A 19,036-nucleotide genomic window follows, 5' to 3' on the forward strand; every position below is an offset into this window, starting at 1 on the left:
GTCTTGTTTCCGCCCGCTTACACAAATTCAAGGCGCCATCTAGGGCAGGAACGTCAAAGGCCACACCGACAGAGTGCGAAGGCAAGCGCTAGAAAGAGGCCGACTGCGCGGCGAACGTTTGGAATGCAAGACGAAGTCGGGCACTGGCAGAAGAGGGTTTGCTTTCCCCTTGCCCTAGATGGCGCCTTGAATTTCTGTCGCAGGGAGGAAAAAGAGGGGAGGCCTGTCTGAGCGCAGCGAGTTTGCCTCCCCTCCCTCCCTGCGACATAAATTCAAGGAGTCTTTCGCCATCTCGGGCGCGCCTTTCTTTGCTTACCTTTCTTTGGGCAAGACAAAGAAAGTAAGTCGGCCCCGGCAGGGGACGAAAGGGGGATGGACCACCAACCTCAAAACCAAAAGACCAAACACAAAAATTCAGGCAGCCTCCGCCACCGGATGCCTCTGCTTCCGATAAAGAAAATCCAACACCGCCGTCCGGCAAGCGTGATAAGCCGCATCCTCCGCCAACGCCATCCGATCCCGCGGCCGCGGCAAATCCACCGTCAACACTTCGCCAATCGTCGCAGCCGGCCCATTCGTCATCATCACGATGCGATCCGCCAGCAGCACCGCTTCATCCACATCGTGGGTCACCATCACCACCGTGCTCCCGGTCGCCGCCACGATCTTCAGCAACTCGTCCTGCAGATGCGCCCGCGTGAGCGCATCCAGCGCGCCAAACGGCTCATCCATCAGCAACACCTTAGGCTCCATGGACAACGCTCGCGCAATGCCCACGCGCTGCTTCATCCCGCCCGAGATTTCATGCGGATGCTTCTGCTCGGCATGCGACAAGCCGACCAGCGCCAGCGCTGCATGCGTGCGCTCACGCAGTTGCGCCTTGGTCTCGGTCTTGCCGAAGACGCGCTCGACGGCCAGATACACGTTGTCAAAGCACGTAAGCCACGGCAGCAGCGAGTGGTTCTGAAACACCACCGCGCGATCCGGCCCCGGCCCGGCAATCTCGCGCTCGGCAAGGATCAACCCACCTGTGGTCGGCCGCGTGAGGCCGGCAATGAGATTGAGCAACGTTGATTTGCCGCACCCCGAGTGCCCGATGAGCGCGATGCACTCACCGCGCGCCACCGTCAGGTCGATGTCGCGCAGGGCGACGAACGGGCCGCGCTTGGTCTTGAACGTCTGCCCGACGTTTTCAATGCGCAGGAATTTGTCTGTCATGGCGCTCCCCCAATGTCCTCAAACCGCGTCGTACGAGAAGCGCCGCGCAATCGCCAGCAGCGCGTGCTCGAGCAGCAAGCCCACCACACCAATCACGAAGATGGCGATGACGATGTGCTCGACCTTCAGGTTGTTCCACTCGTCCCACAGCCAGAAGCCGATGCCGACGCCGCCGGTGAGCATCTCCGCCGCCACGATGACCAGCCACGCCGTGCCGATCGACAGCCGCACGCCCGTCAGCATGTACGGCAGCACCGCGGGAAACAGCACGCGCGTGAACACTTTCCATTCGGAGAGATTCAGCACGCGCGCCACGTTCAGGTAATCCTGCGGCACGCGCGTCACGCCCACGGCAGTGTTGATCACCATCGGCCAGATCGAGCAGATGAAGATCGCCCAGATGGCCGCCGGGTTGGCCGACTTGAACAGCAGCAGCCCGATCGGCAGCCACGCCAGCGGCGATACCGGCCGCAGCAGGCTGATGATGGGCGAGGTCATCGCGTTGAGAAACGCAAAGCGCCCGATCAGGAAGCCCGCCGGAATGCCGATGACGGCCGCCATGCCGAAGCCCGCACCCACGCGCGCCAGCGAGGCCAGCACGTTCCAGCCTACGCCCTGGTCATTCGGGCCATTGCGATAGAACGGATCGGCGAAGAGCGCAACGGCCGCTTTCCACGTCACCGCCGGTGTCGGCAATGCGGGGATGGCCGTGGCAATGCCTTGCCACGCCAGCACGAAGAGCACCAAGCCCAGCACCGGCGGAAAGCCGCGCACCACGGCAGCGACAAACCAGTCGCGCGCAACGAACCGGCGACGTTCAGGGGCGGCGTCGGACTGCACGCCGGACAACGTTTTGACGAGCGTGTTCATGTCGGGCTCCATCGATGTGAGGGACCGCAATCAGAAATTTGGAAGGCCCGAGGCGTCAGGCTTTCAGCTTGAAGCCGTCCGCATACGCGGCGGGGTTCTTCGCATCCCACACCACGCCGTCGATCAACTTGGCCGTGCGCATGTCGCTCTTGGGCAGCGGCGTGCCGGTGGCGGTTGCCGCCTGCTTGAAGATGTCGATGCGGTTGACCTGCTTGGCGACGGCCAGGTAATCCGGATGCGCCTTCAGCAGCCCCCAGCGCTTGTGCTGCGTGAGGAACCACATGCCGTCCGACAGGTACGGGAAGTTGACCGCGCCGTCGTGGTAGAAGCGCATCGGGTCCGGGTCGTCCCACGTCTTGCCCAGGCCATTGGTGTAGCGGCCGAGCATGCGGTCGAGAATGATGTCCATGTCGGTGTTGACGTAGGACTTGGCGGCGATGGTCTCGGCCGTCTTGCGGCGGTTCGACGCCGACGCATCGATGAACTTGCTCGCCTCCAGCACTGCCGCGGTGAGGGCACGCGCCGTGTTCGGATACTTCTGCACGAACTCGGCCGTGGTGCCGAGCACCTTCTCCGGGTGGTCTTTCCAGATGGCCTGTGTTGTCTCGGCGGTAAAGCCGATGTTGTCTGCAATTGCGCGGGCACCCCACGGCTCGCCCACGCAGTAGCCATCCATGTTGCCTACGCGCATGTTCGCGACCATCTGCGGCGGCGGCACGGTGATCGCCTTCGCCTCCTGCAGCGGGTGGATGCCGTGCGCGGCCAGCCAGTAATACAGCCACATCGCATGCGTGCCGGTCGGGAAGGTCTGCGCGAACACATATTCGCGCTTGTCTTTCGCCATGACGGCCTTCAACGACGCGCCATTCTTGACGCCCGCGTCCTTGAGCTTGGACGACAGCGTGATCGCCTGGCCGTTGTTGTTGAGCGTCATCAGCACGGCCATGTCTTTCTTGGGGCCGCCAATGCCGAGTTGCACGCCGTAGATCAGGCCGTACAGCACGTGCGCCGCATCCAGGTCGCCCGATACCAGCTTGTCGCGCACGCCCGCCCACGAGGCTTCTTTCGACGGCGTGATCTTGATGCCGTACTTCTTGTCGATGCCGAGCGTGGACGCCATGACCACCGAGGCGCAGTCCGTGAGGGGGATGAAACCCACCTTCAGCTCGGTCTTCTCGGGCGCATCGGAGCCGGCGGCCCAGGCCCCGGCACGCACCAGCGGATCGATCAATGCCACGGCACTGCCTCCTGCAATCGTCGCCGCGGCTTTCATGATGCTGCGGCGCTTCGGGTTGATCGGGTTGACGAGAGCGTCGGTCTTGTCTGGCGCGGCCATCCATGGCTCCAAAGAAAAAGCGTCCCGACGCGCGACCGCCGCCCATCCGAAAGAGGGGCACGCTGCCGTGCATCGGGACGCCGTTGTCCCGTGCCGGTACCCACGTTGGCACCGGCTTCGCAGCGACACTTGCAAGGGGTATGCCAACGTTGACCGAGGCATGCTGGCGTTCCGAGCTCCGATCTCCACGCGCCGAGCTTTTTTCTCGGCGTTCCGAGCCCAGAGCTCGGCGCGCGAGGCTTTTTGCTCGGCGGTTGAGGCTCAGAGCTCGGCGCGCGGGGCTTTTTGCTCGGCGGTTGGGGCTCAGAGCTCGGCGCGCGGGGCTTTTAGCTCGGCGATTGGGGCTCAGAGCTCGGCGCGCGAGGCTTTTTGCTCGGCGGTTGAGGCTCAGAGCTCGGCGCGTGAGGCTTTTAGCTCGGCGGTTGAGGCTCAGAGCTCGGCGCGCGAGGCTTTTAGCTCGGCGATTGAGGCTCGGAACGCCACGTGTGGGGTTCGGAACGCCGCGCGCGACTGGTGCGTTTCCAGCGCCGGAGTTGTGCGACGCACCAAAACTGGGCGGCGGTCTGACTGCTCAGCCGGCCATCACGTCGATCACGCGTTGGGCGGCTTCCACCAGCTTGATGTTGCGATCCATCGCCATCTTGCGCAGGCGCTTGAAGGCGTCGTCCTCCGACAGGTTCATCTGCTTCATCAGCAGGCCCTTGGCGCGCTCGAGCACCTTGCGCTCGGCGAGTTGCGTCTTGGCGGTGTCCAGCTCGGCCCGCAATTCACGCTCGTGTTCGAAGCGGGCATAGGCGACGTCCAGCACGGCTTTCACACGCGTGGGCTTGATCCCGTCGACGATGTAGGCGGTGATGCCGGCGGCAAACGCCGTCTTGATGCGCGTGGCGTCGTCGTTGTCGGTGAAGAGCACGATCGGGCGGGGTGCATGCTGCGTGGCCACGCAGACGTGCTCGATGGTGTCCCGCGCGGCCGATTCGGAGGCAACGATCACCATGTCCGGCTGTGTCTCGGCGATGCGCTCGGGCAGCGTCAGGTCGGCGTCCGCCAGGCCGACGTCCACAAAGCCGGCCTCCGCCAGCCCGGCGCGGATCAGCTCAAGATTGATCTGTTCAGCGTCGAGCGGATCACGCACCAGCAGCACGCGCATGGGCGCAGCGGCGGGTGGGGCGGTTGGAATGGGCGGCTTCGTTTGCATGGTGCAAAGTGGGGCAGGGTGCACGCTGCTCATGCAAGAACCGCGCCGGCCCGGTGCGGGTGTATCCTCGCAAACTCGTCGGTCGCCGGGGGGCGGTGGCCGCAGTTTCCCACCTGTTCCAATCCGCTTAGTCAGAGGAGACCCGCATGACCGATTTCGTCGTCACCCCGCCCGCCGTCAATGGCATTCCCGTGCGTGGCGGGCAAGGCCAGTTTCCGGTGCGCCGTGTGTATTGCGTCGGCCGCAACTACGCCGCCCATGCACGCGAGATGGGTTCCGACCCCGACCGCGAGCCGCCGTTCTTCTTCTGCAAGCCGGCCGACGCCGTGCGCTACATCGCAGACGGCGAGACCGGCCAGTTCGTCTACCCGACTGAAACGAAGGATTGCCACTACGAGATCGAACTCGTGGTCGCCATCGGCACGGGCGGGCGCGACATCGCCGTGGAAACGGCAGCCAACCATATCTACGGTTACGCCATCGGCCTGGACATGACGCGCCGCGACCTGCAGAACGCGGCAAAGAAGGGCGGCCGCCCCTGGGAGACCGGCAAGGCTTTCGACGGCTCGGCGCCCATCGGCCCGATCGTGCCGGCCAAGGATGTGGCGCATCCGGACAAGGGCGCCATCACGCTGTCGGTCAACGGCCGCGAACACCAGCGCGGTGACCTGTCGGACCTGATCTGGTCGGTGCCGGAAACCATTGCGTATCTGTCGCGCCTGTTCGAGCTGCGCCCGGGCGACCTGATCTACACAGGTACGCCCGAAGGCGTTGGCCCCGTGGTCGTCGGCGACCTGATGGTCGGCAAGATCGACGGCGTGGGCGAACTGCACGTCAAGGTCATTTGATAGACGCGACAGAAGAGTCAGAAGCCATGTCGATCAAGCTGTACAACTACTTCCGCAGTTCGGCGTCGTTCCGTGTGCGCATCGCCCTGGAGATCAAGAGCCTGCCGTACGACTACGCGCCGGTGCACCTGCTCAAGGGCGAGCAACTGGCGCCCGACTTCGTCAAGCTGAACCCCGACGCGCTGGTGCCCGTGCTGTGCGACGGCAACGACGTGCTGAACCAGTCGTTGGCGATCGTCGAATACCTGGAAGAGACGCACCCCGAGCCCACGCTGCTGCCGGGCTCGCCCAGCAATCGCGCACACATCCGCGCGATTGCCCTTGCGATTGCCTGCGAGATCCATCCGCTGAACAATCCGCGCGTGCTGAAGTATCTGAAGAACACGTTCAACGTGGAAGAAGAAGCGCGCAACGACTGGTATCGCCACTGGGTGAAGCTGGGGTTTGCGGCGTTGGAAACGCGGCTGTCACAGTCGCCGCTGACCGGTGCCTACTGTGTTGGCGACACGCCGACGCTGGCCGACGTGTGCCTCGTGCCGCAGGTGTTCAACGGCAAGCGGTTTGATGTGGCGGTGGAGGATTACCCAACGCTTGCGCGCATCTTTGAGCACTGTATGGCCCAGGAGGCGTTTCAGCGGGCGGCGCCTGCGGCGCAGCCGGATGCGGCTTCCGCATAATCTGCAGCGTTACTGCGCAAAACAAAAACGCCCTGACCAAATCAGGGCGTTTTTACGTTGAAGCGTTGTGTGCGAGGGGGTTACCCCAACAACGCATCCGCAAATTCGCGCGCGGAAAACGGCTGCAGATCCTCCACCTGCTCGCCCACGCCGATGAAGTACACCGGCACCGGACGCTGCCGCGCGATGGCGGCCAGGATGCCGCCCTTGGCCGTGCCGTCCAGCTTGGTGACGATCAGGCCCGTGAGGCCAAGCGCTTCGTCAAACGCTTTGACTTGCGCGAGGGCGTTTTGCCCCGTGTTGCCGTCGATCACCAGCAGCGTTTCGTGCGGCGCCGTGGCCATCGCCTTGGCGGTCACGCGGCGCACTTTCTTGAGTTCTTCCATCAGGTGCAGCTGCGTCGGCAGACGGCCGGCGGTGTCCGCCATGACGATATCGATGCCGCGTGCGCGCGCTGCGTTCACTGCATCGAAGATCACGGCGGCCGGGTCGCCCGATTCCTGCGCCACGACCGTGACGTTGTTGCGCTGACCCCAGATCACGAGCTGCTCGCGCGCGGCGGCGCGGAACGTGTCGCCCGCTGCCAGCAGCACCGATTGACCGTAGGTCTGGAAGTGCTTGCAGAGCTTGCCGATGCTGGTCGTCTTACCGGCGCCGTTCACGCCCGCGATCATGATCACCATCGGCTGTTCGCGGCCGAGCACCATGGTTTTTTCCAAGGGGTGCAGCAGTTCGACCAGCAGATCGCGCAGGGCCGTCTTCACGCCTTCGGCCGTTTCGATGCGCTGTGCCTTGACGCGGCGGCGCAGTTCGCCGAGCAGGTATTCGGTGGCGTCGACACCGGCATCGGCCATCAGCAGCGCGGTTTCCAACTCTTCGAACAGCGCTTCGTCCACCTTCACGCCGACGAAGAGCGTGGTCAGGCCTTTGCTCGTCTTCGACAGTCCGGAGCGCAGGCGTGACATCCACCCCTTGCGGGCCTGTTCGATCACGGCGGGCGTGGGCACGGTTTCGACGTCGTCGGCTTGCACGTCGAGCGCAGGTTGCGCAGCAGGTGCGTCCGGCACGGCAACGTGGGCCGGCGCCGCGACAGGTGCGGGCGCGGGAGCCGGTGCAGAGACGGGCTGGGGGGCGGTAACCGGTGCGGGTATGGGGGTGGGGGCGGCGCCAGGGATGGCAGCCGGGGCAGGCGCCTGCGCGGCTTCGGGTGCCGCTGCGGGCGTGGGTTCGGCGGCCGGTTGGGGCTCTGCCTTGCGCTTCTTCCAGAAACTAAACATCGTAAAAGGCAGTCTATTTCGCCGTTAGAATCAAGCGTCGAATTTTATCAGACAGCCCTTATGCGCTCTTCCATGCGAATCGTTTCAAACCGGGCTCGGTCGCGAGTCTGGCAATTGGCCGCGACGGCCCTGGCGGCCGGCCTGCTGGCCGGTCATGTTGGCGCGCAGGAGCTGGCCGCTGCACCGGGGCATCCCGCCGCAGCCGTCACCGGTGGCAAGGTGGGCGCCAGCCAGTCCGACACGCACGAATACAAACTGCCCAATGGGCTGCGGTTGATCGTCAAGGAAGACCACCGCGCCCCCACCGTGGCGCACATGGTCTGGTATCGCGCCGGCAGTATCGACGAGCACAACGGAACCACGGGTGTCGCCCACATGCTCGAACACATGATGTTCAAGGGTACCAAGGCAGTCGGCCCGGGCGAGTTCTCCCGCCGCGTGGCGGCCCTGGGCGGCCGTGAAAACGCCATGACAACGCGCGACTTCACGATGTACTTCCAGCAGATCGAGAAATCGCACCTGGCAGATGTGATGGGGCTCGAAGCCGATCGCATGGCCAATCTCCAGCTCACCGACAAGGAGTTCAAGCCGGAGATGAACGTGGTGAAGGAAGAGCGCCGCATGCGCATCGACGACTCCGCCCGTTCCACCGTGTATGAGCAGATGCTCGCCACGCTGTTCAATGCCGCGCCCTACCGCAACCCGACCATCGGCTGGCCGGGCGATCTCGACACGATGACGGTGCAGGACGCGCAGAACTGGTATCACGCCTGGTACACGCCCAACAACGTCACCGTGATCGTCGCGGGCGATGTGAAACCCGACGAAGTCTTCCGCCTTGCGCAGCGCACCTACGGCAAGCTCAAGCCGCATGCGCTGCCGCGTCGCTATGCGCAGGAAGAGCCCAAGCAGATCGGAGTGAAGCGCATCTGGGTGAAGGCGCCGGCCGAGAACCCGTACGTTGTGCTGGCCTACAAGGTGCCGCGCCTGAGCGATGTGGAGAAAGACGTCGATCCGTATGCGCTGGAGGTCTTGTCTGCCGTGCTCGATGGCTATGACAACGCGCGCCTGTCCAGCCAGCTCGTCAAGGGCGAAAAGCGCATCGCCGACGACGTCAATGCCGGCTACGACGGCCTGAACCGCGGCCCGTCGATCTTCCTGATGGACGGCACGCCTGCCGACGGCCACACCACCGCCGAGATCGAACAGGCGCTGCGCGCGCAGATCGAGCGCATCGCCAAGGAAGGCGTGACCGATGCCGAACTGAAGCGCGTGAAGGCACAGGTTGTGGCCGCGCAGATCTACAAGCGCGACTCGGTCTTCGGCCAGGGCATGGAGATCGGCATGAACGAGATGAGCGGCCTGTCGTGGCGCTCCATCGATCGCCAGCTCGAGAAGATCAAGGCCGTGACGTCGGCGCAGATTCAGCACGTGGCCCAGACCTACTTCAGCGAAGACAACCTCGTCGTCGCCACGCTGCTGCCGCAACCGATCGATCCCAATAAACCGGCGCGCAAGGCTGTTCCCGGCATGCGCGATGAAGGAGGGCTGCGTTGATGCGCGCCATGTCTCTGACCCTGAAGACGGCGCTGGTCGCCATTGTTGCTGCGGCGGCGCAGAGCGCTCTGGCCGCGCTGCCGATCGAACACTGGACGGCCCCGACCGGCGCACGCGTGTTCTTCGTGCCGAGCCCGTCGATTCCGATGCTGGACATCAATCTCGATGTGGATGCGGGTTCGCGTTATGAGCCGGCTGCCAAGGTGGGCCTCGCCTCGCTCACAGCGGGCATGCTCGACAAGGGCGTCGCGGCGCAGGGCAATGCGCCAGCGCGCGATGAAGCGGCCATTGCCGATGCGTTTGCCGATGTGGGCGCGAGCTTTGGCGGCGGCGCCGGTGGCGACCGCACGAGCCTGCGCCTGCGCACGCTGTCCGACCCCGTTGAGCGCGGCCCGGCCATCGCGCTGATGACGCAGATCGTCTCGGCGCCGACCTTTCCCGATGCCGTGCTCGCGCGGGACAAGCAGCGCCTGGTGGCTGCGATTCGCGAATCCCTGACCAAGCCGTCGGTGCTCGCCGAGCGCGCATTCGGCAAGGCCATCTACGGCACGCATCCGTACGGGCAGACCGCTTCGCCGGAAACGGTGGAGAGCATCACGCGCGACGACATCGTGCGCTACTACCAGGCCAACTACACGGCCAAGCGCGCGGTGGTGACGCTGATCGGCGCGATCAGCCGCCAGGAAGCCGAGGCCATCGCCGAGCAAATTACGCGCGGCTTGCCCGCTGACGGCGCCACGCCGCCGGCGCTGCCTGACGTCAAGATGCCGCTGCCGAAGGCGGAGACGATCCGCATTCCGCACCCGGCGCAGCAGGCGACGATCATCCTGGGGCAACCGGGTATCGCGCGAGGCGACAAGGATTACTTCCCGCTGCTGGTCGGCAATTACGTGCTGGGCGGGGGCGGCTTCAGCGCGCGTCTGACCAATGAAGTGCGCGAGAAGCGCGGCCTGACGTACAGCATCGGCAGCTACTTCGCGCCCGCTGCGCAGCCCGGTCCGTTCGAACTGGCGCTGCAGACGCGCAAGGACCAGACCGAGGAAGCGCTGGGCGTGGTGCGTGACACCGTCGCCAAGTTCGTCGCCGATGGCCCGACCGACGCGGAGCTGAAGGCGGCCAAGGACAACCTCGTCAACGGCTTCCCCCTACGTCTGGACAGCAATCGCAAGCTGCTGGACAACGTGGCCAACATCGGCTGGTACAACCTGCCGCTCGACTACCTGGATACGTGGACGCAGCGCATCGCGGCTGTCACGCGTGAGCAGGTGCGCACGGCATTCCAGCGCGTGCTGCAACCGCAGGCCATGGCGACGATCGTGGTAGGCGGTCCGGAAAAAGCCGCCGCGAACTGACGTACCGCGTCTTGATCCGAAAAAACCGGCGGCATTTCCCGCCGGTTTTTGTTTGCGCTCGTTTTATGAGGCAACAGCCCCTAAAATCGCGCCCATGGCACCTCGTACCTCCAGCTCCAAAGGCCCCAAGGCCAAGACCGCCACGTCGCACGCGCGCGCACCGCAGCAGGTGCGCATCATCGGCGGGCAATACAAGCGCACGCCGCTTCCGGTGGTCGACGCAGACGGCCTTCGCCCGACCAGCGACCGCGTCCGCGAAACGGTCTTCAACTGGCTCGGTCAGGACCTGACCGGCTGGCGCTGCGCGGACATCTTTGCCGGCACCGGCGCGCTCGGCTTTGAGGCCGCTTCGCGCGGCGCCGCGCACGTGACGCTCATCGAAAACCACGCCCCGGCCGTGCGCGCGTTGCACGCCATCCGCGACAAGCTGGGCGCGCGCATGGTCGACATCGTCTCCGGCGACGCCTTTGCCTGGCTCGCTCGGCAGCCCGATGCTGCACTCGATGCGGTGTTCATCGACCCGCCGTTTGCGCAGGACTGGACGCTGCGCGCGTTGGAAGCCGCGACGCGGGTGGTCAAGCCCGGAGGCGTGATCTACGTCGAAGCAGCGCAGCCGTTGGCGGATGTGAGTGCTGATTCACATGACGCGGAGCCGACGGCCGGCCTCGCGTTGCCCGCCGATCTGGTGCTTCACAAACACCTGCGCGCCGGTGCGGTGCATGCGCATTTGCTGCTGCGCAAAAACGGTTAAACTACGCCGCTCGCAACCGGTGCATGAGCATCGGGCGGCACCTGCAAAGCGGGTGCGCCCGGTCGATATCGGTGGCACAGGCGGCAGGCTCGGGACCTGCTGCGCTCGATAACGCAACGGCGTCCGAATGCAGTACCGGCGCGGCCATGTCCCACGCCGACGCTTGCGGATGCTCTTTTCCCATTGGTGGAGGAACCATGGTGATCGCGGTTTATCCCGGCACTTTCGATCCGTTCACGCGCGGCCACGAAGACCTCGTGCGACGCGCATCCAACATCTTCGATGAGCTGATCGTCGGGGTGGCGCAGAGCCCGAACAAGCGGCCCTTTTTCGCGCTGGAAGAGCGCATCGAAATCGCCCGTGAGGTGCTCGGCCACTACACCAACGTGCGGGTCGAGGGGTTTTCCGGTCTCTTGAAGGATTTCGTACGCAAGAACGGCGCGCGCGTCATCGTGCGGGGCCTGCGTGCGGTGTCGGACTTCGAGTACGAATTCCAGATGGCCGGCATGAACCGCTACCTGCTGCCGGACGTGGAAACCATGTTCCTGACGCCGTCGGATCAATACCAGTTCATCTCCGGCACGTTCGTGCGCGAAATCGCCGTGCTCGGCGGTGACGTCAGCAAGTTCGTGTTCCCGTCGGTCGAAAAATGGCTCAAGGAAAAGACCGGCAAGTCGGAAGGGTCTGGCAAATCGGAATAAAATGACGCTTTGGCGAGCGCTGGCTCGCCGGCCATTTCAAGGAAGGCATCATGGCGCTCATAATCACCGATGAGTGCATCAATTGCGACGTATGCGAGCCTGAGTGCCCCAACGGCGCGATTTCGATGGGCCCGGAGATCTACGTGATCGACCCCGGCAAATGTACCGAATGCGTCGGCCACTTTGACGAGCCTCAGTGCCAGCAGGTCTGTCCGGTGGACTGTATCCCCAAGGACCCGGCCCATGAGGAAACGCACGAGCAGTTGATGCACAAGTACACCCAGCTCACCTCCGCACCACCACGCGCGGCGTGAACACAAAAAAGAGACGGCTTCGGCCGTCTCTTTGCATTGGTGCCTACCGTTTCGCTCGCAGAGCGCTTACTGGATCGGCAACAAATCTTCCGGCCCTTCGTACACATAGCCCGGCTCGCAGACGATGCGGTAGTGCGGGTAATGCGGACGCGGGGGACGCGGCACGATCGGAGCGGGTGCCAGGGGTGCTTGCGTGAATGGCTTGGCGCCATTCCCAGATTGGCGGAGCGCGCCCGCTGCCGGCGCGGGAGGCTGGCTGATCACCGGCATCGGCGTCGGATAGGGCTGCGGGTAGGGCACCGGCCCCACGTAGACGCGATGGCAGTAGCGAACGCCTTCCTGCGCCACCACCACTTTCTGCCGTTGCTCGCGGCGCGCCTGTTCGGCCGCTTGCGCTGCGATCTGGGCCTGGCGGGCGTCTTCCGCCGCCTGCGCTTTGCGGCGCGCGGTTTCCATCTGCTGGACTTCGGCGGCCTCGGCGGTGGCGCGCTCGCGGGCGGCCTTCTGGTCTGCGGCCGTGGGCGTGTTGTCGATCATCGGCACGGGCTTCGCGCGCGTACCGCAGGGATGGTCGGAATAGGTCGTCTGGCCGTTCTCGCTGCAGCGGTACACCTGCGCGTGCGCTGGCAGGCTGAGGGCTGCCAAGCCGAGCGCCAGGCCCGCCAGCACGGCGGCGCGTGAGGTCAGTATGGCGATCGGTGTCATGGCGGTGTCCTCTGTCTTGGCGGTTCAGCGTGCGGTATGCAGGCGCATCATGGCTTTTTCGGCGTTGCCGGCAATCAGCTCCGGCAGTGCATCCAGGCTCTGATCGATAGCGCGGTCGATGAGCTCCTGTTCCTCCTTGCGAGGCGCTTTGAGCACGAAGTTCGCGACGTCATGCTGGCCGGACGCTGCCGAGCCGGGCGGCAGCAGGTTGCGCGGGTGGCCGATGCCAAGCCGCAGCCTCCAGAACTGTTGTGTGGTCAGATGCGCGGCAATGTCCTTCAGGCCGTTATGGCCGCCGGATCCGCCGCCGAGCTTGAGCTTGACGGTGCCGGGCGGCAAATCCAATTCGTCGTGCACGACCAGGATTTCATCGGGCATCACCTTGTAGAAGCGGGCCAGTGCAACGGTAGCCAGCCCGGAGCGGTTCATGAAGGTCTGCGGCTGCAACAGCCACACCTCGTTGCCCCAGAGATTGGCGCGCGCAGCATAGCCGTGAAAGCGCGCCTCGTTGCGCAGCGTCACGTTGCCCATGCGAGCGAGCTGGTCGACCAGCCAGAAGCCGGCGTTATGTCGTGTCGCCGCATATTCGGCGCCCGGATTGCCGAGGCCGACGATGAGTTTGATCATGCGATTGGTATCAGGTTGAGGTGCAGGAGGCGCCCCTTGATCGTACAAGCATAGCTGCTTTCCGCAGCCTGGAGGCGGTGCGGCCCGCGCCGCTCAGGCGGAAAAAAAGCCCGGCGAGACAGGCTCGGCGGGCTTTTTTTCGCTCGCACCGAAGTGCGAGGTGCGGCAACTTAGGCTGCCGGCTTGTCTTCGCCTGCAGCAGCAGCGCCTTCTTCGGCGGCAGCGGACTTCTCGCCAGCCGGCACGCTGATGTTGGCAACCGCCGGGTTCTCATCGCCACCGTGGGTGAGGATGGTCACGCCCTTCGGCAGCTTGAGGTCGGCGATGTGCAGGGTCTGGCCGATTTCCAGCGAACCCAGATCCACTTCGATGAACTCCGGCAGGTCGGCCGGCAGGCACGACACTTCAACGTCGTTCAGGATGTGGTTCACGATGCCGTGGCCCAGCTTCACGCCCGGCGCAGTTTCCTGGTTCAGGAAGTGCAGCGGCACCTTGACGTGGATCTTTTCCTTGGCCGACACGCGTTGGAAGTCGACGTGCAGAACCAGTTGCTTGAACGGGTGCAGTTGGAAGTCACGCAGCAGCGCCTTTTCCACCTTGCCAGCCACTTCGATGTCGAGGATCGACGAGTGGAAGGCTTCCTTCTTCAGCGCGTGGTACAGCGCGTTGTGATCGAGTTCGATCAACTTCGGGGTGGCTTCGCCGCCGTAGATGATGCCCGGGGTCTTGCCGGCGTTGCGCAGGCGGCGGCTCGCACCAGTGCCCTGAACGCTACGCTCGAAAGCGACAACTTTCATGATTGCTCCAAACGAAAAAGACGACTCGCGACCAAGCCGTCTGGTGAACGGGGCGCCATATTGCGCCCCGCAGACATCGCAGAAGTGCCGTCTAGTCGACGTTTTCTGCGGTAAAGCATTGAATTATAACAGTAAGCCGCCCAGGTGCCGAATTATTCAGCAAACAGCGACATGATCGAGTCACCGCGCACGATGCGGGTGAAGGTGTCGGCCAGCAGCGGCGCGGTCGAGAGCTGGCGGATCTTGCCGCACTTGATCGCGTCTTCGCGCAGCGGGATGGTGTCGGTCACGACGACTTCGTCGAGCGCCGAGTCTGCAATGCGAGCAGCGGCGCCGCCCGACAGCACCGGGTGCGTGCAATACGAGAAGACCTGCTTGGCACCGCGCTCCTTGAGCACCTGCGCGGCTTTGCACAGCGTGCCGCCCGTGTCGATCATGTCGTCCATGATCACGCAGTTGCGGCCGTCGACTTCACCGATGATGTTCATCACCTCGGCCACGTTGGCCTTCGGGCGACGCTTGTCGATGATCGCCAGGTCCACGCCGAGTTGCTTGGCGAGCGCACGTGCGCGCACCACGCCGCCAACGTCGGGCGACACCACGAGCAAGTCTTCGTAGTTCTTCTTGCGCAGGTCTTCGAGCAGGATCGGCGACGCGTAGATGTTGTCGACCGGGATATCGAAGAAGCCTTGGATTTGGTCAGCGTGGAGGTCCATCGTCAGCACGCGCTCGACGCCTGCGACTTCCAGCATGTTGGCCACGACCTTGGCCGTGATGGCCACACGCGCCGAACGCGGGCGGCGATCCTGGCGGGCATAGCCGAAGTAGGGGATGGCAGCCGTGATGCGGCGGGCAGACGCGCGCTTGAGCGCATCGACCATCACCATCAATTCCATCAGGTTGTCGTTCGTCGGGGCGCAGGTGGATTGCAGAATGAACACGTGCTTGCCGCGCACGTTTTCCTGGATCTCGACCTGGACTTCACCATCGGAGAATCGGCCGACGAGGGCCTTGCCTAGCGGAATGCCTAGATGCTTGACGACAGCTTCTGCGAGTTTGGGGTTGGCATTGCCGGTAAAAACCATCAAGCCTTCGCTGCTCATCGGGGCACCTGTTTTGACTTCAGACGCGCCGGCTGGCTGAAGCCAACCGGGCTATTGCTGGGAACATAAGGAAGAAAATGGCAGGGGCGGAAGGATTCGAACCTACGCATGCCGGAATCAAAATCCGGTGCCTTAACCAGCTTGGCGACGCCCCTACACAACCGATCGGTTACTGCTTCCATTGCAGAAGCAATAACAGCAAACCTTACACAGCAAATCTTGCGAGCGGGTGATGCGACAGACCTGCCGCACACCGACCTTCCCATTCGGAAGGCACCTGATCCGCTACCGCTTGCGCCTGCTCAACGTTGTCGAACGGAGCAAATACGCAGGCGCCGGATCCGGTCATTCTTGCCAGAGGGCTGAACTGACGCAGCCAGACAAGTGCTCGGGCGATTTCGCCGTATTTCCTTTCCGCCACCGCTTGCAGGTCGTTGCGACCGTAAGCGAAAACAATTTGTTGGTCAGGAAAGTCCGTAATTATGGTGAGTGGCGTATCGCGTGTCAACCCTTCATCGGAAAAAATTGCAGGGGTGGGCACATGCACGCGTGGGTGGATCACCACGAAAGCCGCCGGCGGCAGCGTGACGGGCGTCAGTTCTTCGCCGATTCCCTCGGCGAAGGCGTTCTGGCCAAACACGAAGAAGGGCACGTCGGCGCCGAGCTTCAGGCCGATCGCCATCAGTTGCGTGCGCGGCAGATCAAGGCCCCAGAGACGATTGAGCGCAAGCAGCGTGGTGGCGGCATCAGAGGACCCGCCGCCAATGCCGCCGCCCATCGGCAGGCGTTTCTCGATGGCGATGTCGACGCCGTAGGTGCAGCCCGTTTCTGCTTGCAGCAGGCGCGCGGCGCGGATGATGAGGTCGTCTTCGGCAGGCACGCCCGGGATATCCGTGGTGCGTACGAGGCGGCCGTCGGAGCGGCGCGCGAAATGCAGCGTGTCGCTCCAGTCGATCAACTGGAAGACGGTTTGCAGCAGGTGGTAGCCGTCAGGCCGGCGGCCGACCACGTGCAGGAAGAGGTTGAGCTTGGCGGGCGCGGGGCAGTCACGCAGCTCGAGGGGTGCGGAGGACATGGCGAAGCGAGGCGTTACTGGTCGAGCACGAGTCGCACCGAGAGCGGCCCGTTGGCGCCGTGCTGACGATCGAGATCGAGCCGGCGGATGCTCGCCTTGGCGCCGTCGGCGTTGTTGCCGTTGTCGGCCCACGCGACGTAGCGGACGGTCCAGCCATTCTGCTCGATGGTTTCGGGGCGCGATTGCGCGTCGCGTGCCACGCGTGCCGGCGTGCCCGGAGCGGGGCGCGCGCGCAGCCAGTCGCGCAGGCCGGAAACCGGCAGCGAAAAGCCCAGCGCATCCTGCATCAGCGTGTCGACTTCGGGCGCGCGGCGCGGCGGCTGGTTCGGCAGTTCGAGCGTGGCGCCCTGGTTGCTCTGGCTGACGATGGCCAGCGTCTGGCCCAGCGGCGACATCAATTCAAGCTGCACGTCGGCGCCGCGTTCACGCCAGAGGAAGCTGCCGACGGCGCTTTGCTCGGTGTTGTTCTGCGTGTAGCGGGCCGAGAAGCGCCCTTGATAACGCGTGATGGTGGCATCGGCGTCTTGCGTGCCGGCGAAGAGATCGTTGGCTGGCCGCAGGCTTGTGCACGCGCTGAACAGCACGCAGCCGGCGCCGAGCATCAGCGCGCCGAGCGCGCGCGTGAACCGCATCGCCATCAATTTGCGCTCACGGGAACATTGGGCACCGGCTGGCCGAAGCGGCGCAGCGTGTCACGCAGGGTGGTGTCGTTTACGTCGAGCTTGGACGCTTCGGTCCAGATCTGACGCGCGTCGTCCTGCTTGCCCGATTGCCACAGCACCTCGCCAAGGTGCGCGCCGATTTCGGCTTGAGGCGCGGCAGTCCACGCCTTGCGCAGGATGTCGGTGGCGGCGGGCAGGTCGCCGCGACGGTATTTGACCCAGCCGAGGCTGTCGGCGATGTAGGGATCATCCGGTGCCAGCGACACGGCTTTCTCCAGCAGCTCCTGCGCTTCCTGCAGGCGCACGTTGCGGTCGGCCAGCGAGTAGCCGAGCGCGTTGTAGCCGATTGCCTGGGCGGGGCGCAGGTCGATCACCTTGCGCAGCAGCGTCTCCATGTTGTCGTAGTGGCCGTCGTGCTCTTCGAGCATCGCCAGTTGGTACGAATATTCGACGTTGTCCGGGTCGCTCTGGAGCAGTTCGTTGACGCGGGCGCGGGCGCGGCCGTAAGCCTTGGCGTCCATCAGCATGCCGATTTCGGCCTGGCGGATACCGTCCATCAGCGCCTGGCGGCGCGGGCCGTCGGGCACGTCTTCGGAGTCGGCAACGAGTTCGTCAAACGTCTGCTGTGCCTCGTCGATACGGCGCAGCTTGCCGAGCAACTGGCCACGCTTGATGCCGGCTGCCAGCGCGGTCTGGCCGTCGGCGTCGCCGTTGGCGGAACCGGTGATCTTGTCGACCCAGCCGAGCGCGCCGGCGTAGTCGCGCTTCTCTTCGGCCAGCTGGGCGAGGCCCTGATAGCCGGGCTCGGGGCTTAGCGTGGGCGACTTGGCGGTGGCGGCCACGTATTCCTTCAGGTAGCGCTCGGCGTCGTCGTACTGGCGCTGCTGCAGGTTCAACAGGCCCAGTGCAAGCGTGATGCGCGCATCATTGGGCGCGATCTTCTTGAGCGTTTCAAATTCGGCGCGCGCCTTGTCCTGCTGATTGCGCACGAGGTACATGCGGGCGAGCGCCAGGTGGCCATCGATGGACGCGGGTGCGGCTCTCAGGAAGCTGCGCAGGCCGGCGATGGCGGCATCGGGGTCGCCGTCGGCACGCAGTTCGGCGGCGAGGATGGCGGCATCTTCATACCCGGGACGCAGCTTGAGCGCCGTGTCCAGTTCCGTCAGCGCGCCGGTGGCGTCCTTGGCGGCAACCTTCGCGCGTGCCAAGGCCAGATGCGTCTCGGGGCGCTGCATGTCATGCGAGGCGATGCGCTGCAGCGCGTCTACGGCCCCAACCGGATCGCTGCTCTTGGACATCTGCTGCTGCAATTGCAGCAGGGCATCGGCACGCTGGCCGGGCGAGACCTTGTTCAACTGCGCCTGCAGCATCGGTTCGACTTCCGACCACTGGCCCGTGGCTACCAGCAGGAGCTGCTGCACCTGGCGAGCGGGCATGGACGTCGGCGACAGCTCCACCCACAGGCGGGCGGCAGTCAGCGCCTGCGCGGGGGAGCGTGTCAGAAACGCGATTTCGGTGGCGCGCTGGGCAAAGCGCGGGTCGCGTGTGTCTTGCGCGAGCGCGAGGTAGGTGCGGTACGCCGGTTCAATCAGCCCGCGCTGCAGCGACACTTCCGATGCCAGCACGCGGTACATGATGTCTTCATTGAGCGCGACACGCGGCAGATCGGTGCGCTCCGAACTCAGCAGGCCGGTGCGCGGGCGCGAGCGTTCAATCTGGACGGCCGCGCGACCACCTGTGCCGCCTTCCTGTGCAGCTTGGGCGATCAGCGGAGCGGCGGTCGTCGACTGCGACGACCATGCCGGCAGGCTCGTCAGCCCTCCCGCCACCAGCGCGGCCAGCAGGGCCGTTCTGCTGCGCGGGAATCGCCGCGGGCGTTGCGTCGCGGGCGAACGGGAGAGGGCGTGAGGCATGGTCTCGAAGCTCCGGATAGGGGTTCGGGGCATTGTAGCCTGACCGCTACAATCG

The 19,036-nt window shown here is 64.8% G+C and carries 19 protein-coding genes and 1 tRNA gene; 7 read left to right on the forward strand and 13 right to left on the reverse strand.

Features of this window, described 5'->3' with window-relative positions; all coding sequences use genetic code 11:
• Nucleotides 1-414: 414 nt before the first annotated feature.
• From R2676_RS13560 to R2676_RS13575, 4 genes are all read right to left on the reverse strand, one after another.
• Nucleotides 415-1,218 (reverse strand): ABC transporter ATP-binding protein, encoded by an 804-nt coding sequence (locus R2676_RS13560; RefSeq protein WP_062739113.1) that lies wholly within the window; start codon nt 1,216-1,218, stop codon nt 415-417.
• Between the two features lie 18 nt (nt 1,219-1,236).
• Nucleotides 1,237-2,088, reverse strand: a complete 852-nt coding sequence (gene ntrB / locus R2676_RS13565) for a nitrate ABC transporter permease (RefSeq protein ID WP_206272375.1) — start codon at nt 2,086-2,088, stop codon at nt 1,237-1,239.
• Nucleotides 2,089-2,143: 55 nt separating this feature from the next.
• Nucleotides 2,144-3,424 carry a CmpA/NrtA family ABC transporter substrate-binding protein gene (locus tag R2676_RS13570; protein ID WP_206272374.1) on the reverse strand — a complete coding sequence of 427 codons (1,281 nt, stop codon included), beginning with the start codon at nt 3,422-3,424 and terminating at the stop codon, nt 2,144-2,146.
• Between the two features lie 571 nt (nt 3,425-3,995).
• Nucleotides 3,996-4,622, reverse strand: coding sequence for an ANTAR domain-containing response regulator (locus tag R2676_RS13575; RefSeq protein WP_027678327.1), 627 nt, complete (start codon nt 4,620-4,622; stop codon nt 3,996-3,998).
• A 146-nt stretch (nt 4,623-4,768) separates the two neighbouring features.
• On the opposite strand from R2676_RS13575, the gene R2676_RS13580 reads away from it, so the two are divergent.
• Both R2676_RS13580 and maiA read left to right on the forward strand, forming a co-directional pair.
• Nucleotides 4,769-5,470 carry a fumarylacetoacetate hydrolase family protein gene (locus R2676_RS13580; RefSeq protein ID WP_027678326.1) on the forward strand — a complete coding sequence of 234 codons (702 nt, stop codon included), beginning with the start codon at nt 4,769-4,771 and terminating at the stop codon, nt 5,468-5,470.
• Between the two features lie 26 nt (nt 5,471-5,496).
• Nucleotides 5,497-6,147 (forward strand): maleylacetoacetate isomerase, encoded by a 651-nt coding sequence (gene maiA, locus R2676_RS13585; protein ID WP_206272373.1) that lies wholly within the window; start codon nt 5,497-5,499, stop codon nt 6,145-6,147.
• 80 nt (nt 6,148-6,227) lie between these two features.
• Here maiA and ftsY read toward each other — a convergent pair whose 3' ends face one another.
• Nucleotides 6,228-7,424: a signal recognition particle-docking protein FtsY gene (gene ftsY, locus R2676_RS13590; protein WP_206272372.1), complete on the reverse strand. Its 1,197-nt coding sequence runs from the start codon at nt 7,422-7,424 to the stop codon at nt 6,228-6,230.
• A gap of 60 nt (nt 7,425-7,484) precedes the next feature.
• On the opposite strand from ftsY, the gene R2676_RS13595 reads away from it, so the two are divergent.
• The 5 genes from R2676_RS13595 (at nt 7,485) to R2676_RS13615 (ending at nt 12,099) form a co-directional block, all read left to right on the forward strand.
• Nucleotides 7,485-8,981: a M16 family metallopeptidase gene (locus R2676_RS13595; RefSeq protein WP_206272371.1), complete on the forward strand. Its 1,497-nt coding sequence runs from the start codon at nt 7,485-7,487 to the stop codon at nt 8,979-8,981.
• The gene (locus R2676_RS13600; RefSeq protein WP_206272370.1) at nt 8,981-10,333 is read left to right on the forward strand and encodes a M16 family metallopeptidase; all 1,353 of its coding nucleotides are present in this window, start codon (nt 8,981-8,983) and stop codon (nt 10,331-10,333) included. The genes R2676_RS13595 and R2676_RS13600 overlap by 1 nt, the downstream gene beginning before the upstream one ends.
• A gap of 94 nt (nt 10,334-10,427) precedes the next feature.
• Nucleotides 10,428-11,084 (forward strand): 16S rRNA (guanine(966)-N(2))-methyltransferase RsmD, encoded by a 657-nt coding sequence (gene rsmD, locus R2676_RS13605; RefSeq protein ID WP_206272369.1) that lies wholly within the window; start codon nt 10,428-10,430, stop codon nt 11,082-11,084.
• A gap of 197 nt (nt 11,085-11,281) precedes the next feature.
• Nucleotides 11,282-11,785, forward strand: coding sequence for a pantetheine-phosphate adenylyltransferase (gene coaD / locus R2676_RS13610; RefSeq protein ID WP_206272368.1), 504 nt, complete (start codon nt 11,282-11,284; stop codon nt 11,783-11,785).
• A 50-nt stretch (nt 11,786-11,835) separates the two neighbouring features.
• Nucleotides 11,836-12,099 carry a YfhL family 4Fe-4S dicluster ferredoxin gene (locus R2676_RS13615; RefSeq protein WP_206272367.1) on the forward strand — a complete coding sequence of 88 codons (264 nt, stop codon included), beginning with the start codon at nt 11,836-11,838 and terminating at the stop codon, nt 12,097-12,099.
• 66 nt (nt 12,100-12,165) lie between these two features.
• On the opposite strand, the gene R2676_RS13620 is transcribed toward R2676_RS13615, so the two are convergent.
• The 8 genes from R2676_RS13620 to R2676_RS13655 form a co-directional block, all read right to left on the reverse strand.
• Complete coding sequence (locus R2676_RS13620; protein ID WP_206272366.1) at nt 12,166-12,804, reverse strand: DUF4124 domain-containing protein; 639 nt, start codon at nt 12,802-12,804, stop codon at nt 12,166-12,168.
• 24 nt (nt 12,805-12,828) lie between these two features.
• On the reverse strand, nt 12,829-13,431 hold the full coding sequence (pth, locus tag R2676_RS13625; RefSeq protein WP_206272365.1) for an aminoacyl-tRNA hydrolase: 603 nt from the start codon (nt 13,429-13,431) through the stop codon (nt 12,829-12,831).
• 170 nt (nt 13,432-13,601) lie between these two features.
• Nucleotides 13,602-14,228, reverse strand: a complete 627-nt coding sequence (locus R2676_RS13630; protein ID WP_027678312.1) for a 50S ribosomal protein L25/general stress protein Ctc — start codon at nt 14,226-14,228, stop codon at nt 13,602-13,604.
• A 152-nt stretch (nt 14,229-14,380) separates the two neighbouring features.
• A complete protein-coding gene (locus tag R2676_RS13635) occupies nt 14,381-15,331 on the reverse strand; it encodes a ribose-phosphate pyrophosphokinase (protein ID WP_206272364.1) in 951 nt (316 codons plus the stop codon).
• Nucleotides 15,332-15,409: 78 nt separating this feature from the next.
• Nucleotides 15,410-15,486, reverse strand: a tRNA-Gln gene (locus R2676_RS13640).
• Between the two features lie 50 nt (nt 15,487-15,536).
• Nucleotides 15,537-16,406, reverse strand: a complete 870-nt coding sequence (gene ispE / locus R2676_RS13645) for a 4-(cytidine 5'-diphospho)-2-C-methyl-D-erythritol kinase (RefSeq protein ID WP_206272363.1) — start codon at nt 16,404-16,406, stop codon at nt 15,537-15,539.
• Nucleotides 16,407-16,420: 14 nt separating this feature from the next.
• A complete protein-coding gene (gene lolB / locus R2676_RS13650) occupies nt 16,421-17,044 on the reverse strand; it encodes a lipoprotein insertase outer membrane protein LolB (RefSeq protein WP_206272362.1) in 624 nt (207 codons plus the stop codon).
• Nucleotides 17,044-18,981, reverse strand: a complete 1,938-nt coding sequence (locus R2676_RS13655) for a tetratricopeptide repeat protein (RefSeq protein ID WP_316857265.1) — start codon at nt 18,979-18,981, stop codon at nt 17,044-17,046. Before R2676_RS13655 ends, lolB begins: the two co-directional genes overlap by 1 nt.
• Nucleotides 18,982-19,036 lie beyond the last annotated feature (55 nt).

This window comes from Ralstonia flatus, assembly GCF_958439105.1.
Taxonomy (GTDB): Bacteria; Pseudomonadota; Gammaproteobacteria; order Burkholderiales; family Burkholderiaceae; genus Ralstonia; species Ralstonia flatus.

Bases quoted from the DNA above. Each gene is read 5' to 3' on its own strand.
- R2676_RS13570 (WP_206272374.1), bottom strand. From the start codon at position 3,424: ATGGCCGCGCCAGACAAGACCGACGCTCTCGTCAACCCGATCAACCCG.
- R2676_RS13580 (WP_027678326.1), top strand. From the start codon at position 4,769: ATGACCGATTTCGTCGTCACCCCGCCCGCCGTCAATGGCATTCCCGTG.
- rsmD (WP_206272369.1), top strand. From the start codon at position 10,428: ATGGCACCTCGTACCTCCAGCTCCAAAGGCCCCAAGGCCAAGACCGCC.
- ftsY (WP_206272372.1), bottom strand. From the start codon at position 7,424: ATGTTTAGTTTCTGGAAGAAGCGCAAGGCAGAGCCCCAACCGGCCGCC.
- pth (WP_206272365.1), bottom strand. From the start codon at position 13,431: ATGATCAAACTCATCGTCGGCCTCGGCAATCCGGGCGCCGAATATGCG.
- ntrB (WP_206272375.1), bottom strand. From the start codon at position 2,088: ATGAACACGCTCGTCAAAACGTTGTCCGGCGTGCAGTCCGACGCCGCC.
- R2676_RS13600 (WP_206272370.1), top strand. From the start codon at position 8,981: ATGCGCGCCATGTCTCTGACCCTGAAGACGGCGCTGGTCGCCATTGTT.
- R2676_RS13560 (WP_062739113.1), bottom strand. From the start codon at position 1,218: ATGACAGACAAATTCCTGCGCATTGAAAACGTCGGGCAGACGTTCAAG.
- R2676_RS13595 (WP_206272371.1), top strand. From the start codon at position 7,485: ATGCGCTCTTCCATGCGAATCGTTTCAAACCGGGCTCGGTCGCGAGTC.
- R2676_RS13575 (WP_027678327.1), bottom strand. From the start codon at position 4,622: ATGCAAACGAAGCCGCCCATTCCAACCGCCCCACCCGCCGCTGCGCCC.
- lolB (WP_206272362.1), bottom strand. From the start codon at position 17,044: ATGGCGATGCGGTTCACGCGCGCGCTCGGCGCGCTGATGCTCGGCGCC.
- R2676_RS13615 (WP_206272367.1), top strand. From the start codon at position 11,836: ATGGCGCTCATAATCACCGATGAGTGCATCAATTGCGACGTATGCGAG.
- ispE (WP_206272363.1), bottom strand. From the start codon at position 16,406: ATGTCCTCCGCACCCCTCGAGCTGCGTGACTGCCCCGCGCCCGCCAAG.
- R2676_RS13635 (WP_206272364.1), bottom strand. From the start codon at position 15,331: ATGAGCAGCGAAGGCTTGATGGTTTTTACCGGCAATGCCAACCCCAAA.
- maiA (WP_206272373.1), top strand. From the start codon at position 5,497: ATGTCGATCAAGCTGTACAACTACTTCCGCAGTTCGGCGTCGTTCCGT.
- coaD (WP_206272368.1), top strand. From the start codon at position 11,282: ATGGTGATCGCGGTTTATCCCGGCACTTTCGATCCGTTCACGCGCGGC.
- R2676_RS13620 (WP_206272366.1), bottom strand. From the start codon at position 12,804: ATGACACCGATCGCCATACTGACCTCACGCGCCGCCGTGCTGGCGGGC.
- R2676_RS13655 (WP_316857265.1), bottom strand. From the start codon at position 18,981: ATGCCTCACGCCCTCTCCCGTTCGCCCGCGACGCAACGCCCGCGGCGA.
- R2676_RS13630 (WP_027678312.1), bottom strand. From the start codon at position 14,228: ATGAAAGTTGTCGCTTTCGAGCGTAGCGTTCAGGGCACTGGTGCGAGC.